Here is a 4,044-nt window from a genome sequence, read left to right as displayed (position 1 = left end):
CAGTATTTTTCAAAATTAATAATATTTTTTTCTAATCAACGAACTCGAATTCAAACTTATCAATACGAACAAGATCGCCGTCTTTGGCACCTCTCGCACGTAATGCTTCATCAACACCCATAGATCTCAATTGACGAGCGAAGCGCATAACAGTTTCGTCATGATCAAAATTCGTCATCTTAAACAGTTTTTCTAATTTGTCTCCAGTAAGTACCCAAGTCGCATCTGGTTCACGTGTAATCGTAAATTCAGGTTCATCAGATTGGAAACCATAATTAACAGTTTCTTCTTCCACTTCTTCATCGTACAGAAGGAACTCTGGTGTTACTTCTAATAAGTCTGCCGCAGCATTCAATAAATTATCTAATCCTTGTTTTGTAATTGCAGAAATTGCAAATACAGGGATATCATCGGCAAACTCGTCTTCCTTGTCCTTCTTCAAAGCAGCCTTGAATTTTTTTAAATTTTCTTCTGCATTTGGCATATCCATTTTATTTGCAACGATGATTTGAGGGCGCTCCAGCAAACGTAAATTATGAGAAGCAAGCTCCTTGTTGATAGCTTGATAATCGTCGTAAGGGTCTCTACCTTCCATCCCACTCATGTCAATAACATGAAGAATGACACGTGTACGTTCAATATGACGTAAGAATTGCGTACCAAGTCCAATACCCTGCGAAGCACCTTCAATTAACCCAGGCAGGTCAGCGGCAGCAAAACTGCGACCGTCACTCGTCGTTACCATCCCTAAGTTTGGCACGAGTGTCGTAAAATGATAGGCTCCGATTTTAGGCCGAGCAGAAGAAATTACAGAGAGAATGGTTGATTTCCCGACAGAAGGGAAGCCTACCAAACCCACATCAGCTAATACTTTTAATTCTAGCTCAATATTTCTTTCTTGACCTGGTTCACCATTTTCAGCTAGTTCAGGTGCTGGATTTCTTGGGGAAGCAAATCGCGTATTTCCTCGACCGCCTCGACCGCCATGAGCGACGACCAATTCCTGACCGTTTTCAATTAAATCACCTAATAGAGCACCTGTATCTCCATCGCGAACTGTTGTGCCCGGGGGTACACTAACGTATGTATCTTCTGCTCCACGTCCGTGCATTCCCTTGCTCATTCCGTTTTCTCCTGGCGTTGCTCTGAAATGACGATTGTAGCGAAAGTCCATTAATGTACGCAAGCCCTCATCTACTACTAAAATGACGTCACCGCCATGACCGCCGTCACCGCCGGCCGGTCCGCCGTCTGGTACATACTTTTCGCGACGGAAAGCCACCATCCCGTCGCCGCCTTTACCAGCTTTGACATCGATCGTTACTTGATCTAAAAACATGGACATTTGGGTGTCCTCCTTTTCGTTTTTTATTCTATTGACTACTGAATCTCCACACTAAACAAAGTCTTATATATTGTAGCTAGATTATACAAAAAAGTCCATTCTTATTGATAGAAGCTTAAAAAAATGTTAGTTTCGCTCTTTTTCTTATAGCTTTCACATTGACAGTTCTTCTCAGGTAATATCTTTTGACAAAAAAATTGATGCGTTGCAAAATGAAAAATGTAAGGCATCAAGCTTTGCTTGACATAAAAAAGGAGGAACTTTTGGTTATGACAGTAAAAGTAGGTATTAACGGATTTGGACGTATTGGTCGTTTAGCATTCCGTCGGATTAAAGAAGTATCTGACGATATTGAAGTAGTAGCGATCAACGATTTAACAAGTCCTACAATGTTGGCACAATTATTACAATTTGATTCAACACATGGCACATACCCTGGCACAGTTACTGCGACAGAAGATTCAATCGTTGTTGATGGCGAAAAAACACGTGTATATGCTGAACCGGATGCAAGTAAGATCCCTTGGGCTAAAGAAAACGGTGTAGACATCGTTCTTGAATGTACTGGCTTCTACACTTCAGAAGAAAAAGCACAAGCTCATATTGACGCTGGTGTGAAGCGCGTCGTTATCTCAGCGCCTGCTGGACAAATGAAAACTATTGTTTACAACGTAAATGATGATACTTTAGATTCAAACGATAAAATTATCTCAGCTGGGTCTTGTACAACCAACTGCCTAGCACCTATGGCATACTTCTTAAATGAAGAATTTGGTATTGAAGTTGGTACTATGACTACGGTCCATGCATATACTTCAACTCAAATGTTGCTTGATGGACCCGTTAAAGGTGGCAACTTACGTGCTGCGCGCTCTGCTGCTGACAACACAATCCCACATTCAACTGGTGCCGCTAAAGCAATTGGCTTGGTCATTCCAGAATTGAACGGTAAATTACAAGGACATGCTCAACGTGTTCCCGTAGTTGATGGTTCATTGACTGAATTGGTTTCAATTCTTAATACGAAAGTAACTGCCGATCAAGTAAACGAAGCAATTAAAAAACATACCGTTGACAACCCATCATTCGGTTATGATGATCGTGAAATTGTTTCTGGTGATGTTATCGGAACTACTCAAGGTTCAATCTTTGACCCTACTCAAACAGAAGTTACCTCAGCTGGTGACTATCAATTAGTTAAAACAGTTGCTTGGTATGACAACGAATATGGCTTCACTTGCCAAATGATTCGTTTGTTAGAAAAATTTGCTAACTTATAAGAGCTACTCTTAGTTTAAGGAGATCAAAATGATCTCCTTTTTTTATTACCCATTTTAATAAATTTTTTGAGATAAAAGTCACTGATTTTTCATAGGAACTCTTTGGAAAGTTTGTTATGATTATATTGATAATAACTTTAAAAGGAGAATGGTATGCAATTCAAAAAGATGATGATCGGTGCAAGCTTAGTTTTATCAATCGGTTTGTTCGCAGCTTGCGGCAGCAACACAAATTCAACAGAAGGAACAAAAGAAAGTAAAACTAAGACGACAGAATCCAGTGTTGATTTGAATAAAGTCGCATTGCCTCAGCTTGATAACAAAGTGTCAGAGGATGAGTATTTAGTTGAATTAGTGACTACTGAGGGAAACATCAAAATCAAACTATTCCCTAAACAAGCCCCTAAGGCTGTAGAAAATTTTGTGAAGCACGCGAAAGATGGCTATTATAAAGACACGCCTTTCCATCGTGTAATCGAAGACTTTATGATCCAAGGCGGCGATCCTAAGGGCGATGGTACCGGTGGCGAAAGCATTTGGAAAGATGGATTCAAAACTGAGGTTTCTAATCAGCTGTACAACATCCGAGGCGCCCTTTCAATGGCACGAGGAGAATCACGCAGCAGTAATGGCAGTCAATTCTTTATCGTAACTAATAAAGAGGATCAAAGTGATGGGCTTGCAATCCAATATTATCCAGAAAAAATTATTGAGCAATACAAAAAAGGCGGCGCTCCTAAACTTGACGGCGAATATACTGTATTTGGTCAAGTGATAGAGGGTATGGACACCGTTGATAAAATAGCGAGTGGTGAAGTAAAAGATGGCGGTTCTGGCGAAAAATCGACGCCGGTAGAGCCAGCTAAAGTCACTGAAGTAAAAGTCTTACAAGAACCTAAAAAGTAAACAAAAACCAAAACCTTTTTATCAAAGGTTTTGGTTTTTTTCTAGCTGTTTTTTTGCTCTTTGTCCCCTACAATAAATGTAAATTCACATTCAGTAACTACTTTCTCTTCAACAGTCGCCCATGCTTTCGCGGTTCCAACAGGACCTTTAACTTTTTGAATATCAAAGTTTAAGAACAATGTGTCTCCAGGCCGAACAAATTCTAAAAAGTTCGCTTTATTAATTCCCCCGATGTACGCAGTTTTCCCCTCGAATGCTGCTGATTTCAATATTAACAACGATCCCGCTTGAGCAAGAGCTTCGACAATCAATGTCCCTGGCATGATTGGTTCCCCAGGAAAATACCCTTGGAAAAAGTCTTCATTCATCGTTAAATTCTTAACGGCAGTAATGTGCTTCTCATCTTCAAACTCGGTAACTGCATCTAAATAGTAAATGGGATAACGATTTGGGATCGTAGCCATAATTTCTTCGACATTCATAATTTTTTCCATTTTACACCTCTATGAATAC

The 4,044-nt window shown here is 39.9% G+C and carries 4 protein-coding genes; 2 read left to right on the top strand and 2 right to left on the bottom strand.

Annotated features, from left to right (window positions below):
• Positions 1-31: 31 nt before the first annotated feature.
• Positions 32-1,345 carry a GTPase ObgE gene (obgE, locus tag A5868_RS07990; RefSeq protein WP_086303850.1) on the bottom strand — a complete coding sequence of 438 codons (1,314 nt, stop codon included), beginning with the start codon at positions 1,343-1,345 and terminating at the stop codon, positions 32-34.
• Between the two features lie 269 nt (positions 1,346-1,614).
• Here obgE and gap point away from each other — a divergent pair, with 269 nt between their 5' ends.
• Positions 1,615-2,625 (top strand): type I glyceraldehyde-3-phosphate dehydrogenase, encoded by a 1,011-nt coding sequence (gene gap / locus A5868_RS07985; protein ID WP_010780821.1) that lies wholly within the window; start codon positions 1,615-1,617, stop codon positions 2,623-2,625.
• Between the two features lie 153 nt (positions 2,626-2,778).
• A complete protein-coding gene (locus tag A5868_RS07980; RefSeq protein ID WP_086303852.1) occupies positions 2,779-3,531 on the top strand; it encodes a peptidylprolyl isomerase in 753 nt (250 codons plus the stop codon).
• 41 nt (positions 3,532-3,572) lie between these two features.
• Here the strand turns inward: A5868_RS07980 and fabZ are convergent, their stop codons facing one another.
• Positions 3,573-4,025 carry a 3-hydroxyacyl-ACP dehydratase FabZ gene (gene fabZ / locus A5868_RS07975; protein ID WP_086303854.1) on the bottom strand — a complete coding sequence of 151 codons (453 nt, stop codon included), beginning with the start codon at positions 4,023-4,025 and terminating at the stop codon, positions 3,573-3,575.
• Positions 4,026-4,044: the final 19 nt, after the last annotated feature.

The organism is Enterococcus sp. 12F9_DIV0723, from assembly GCF_002174375.1.
Lineage (GTDB): Bacteria > Bacillota > Bacilli > Lactobacillales > Enterococcaceae > Enterococcus_A > Enterococcus_A gilvus.
Note: the sequence above shows the minus strand (reverse complement) of the source record. Positions and strands in the feature narration are given on the sequence as shown.

What these genes read in the sequence shown, in the direction of transcription:
- obgE (WP_086303850.1), bottom strand. Translation starts at nt 1,345, where the DNA reads ATGTCCATGTTTTTAGATCAAGTAACGATCGATGTCAAAGCTGGTAAA.
- fabZ (WP_086303854.1), bottom strand. Translation starts at nt 4,025, where the DNA reads ATGGAAAAAATTATGAATGTCGAAGAAATTATGGCTACGATCCCAAAT.
- gap (WP_010780821.1), top strand. Translation starts at nt 1,615, where the DNA reads ATGACAGTAAAAGTAGGTATTAACGGATTTGGACGTATTGGTCGTTTA.
- A5868_RS07980 (WP_086303852.1), top strand. Translation starts at nt 2,779, where the DNA reads ATGCAATTCAAAAAGATGATGATCGGTGCAAGCTTAGTTTTATCAATC.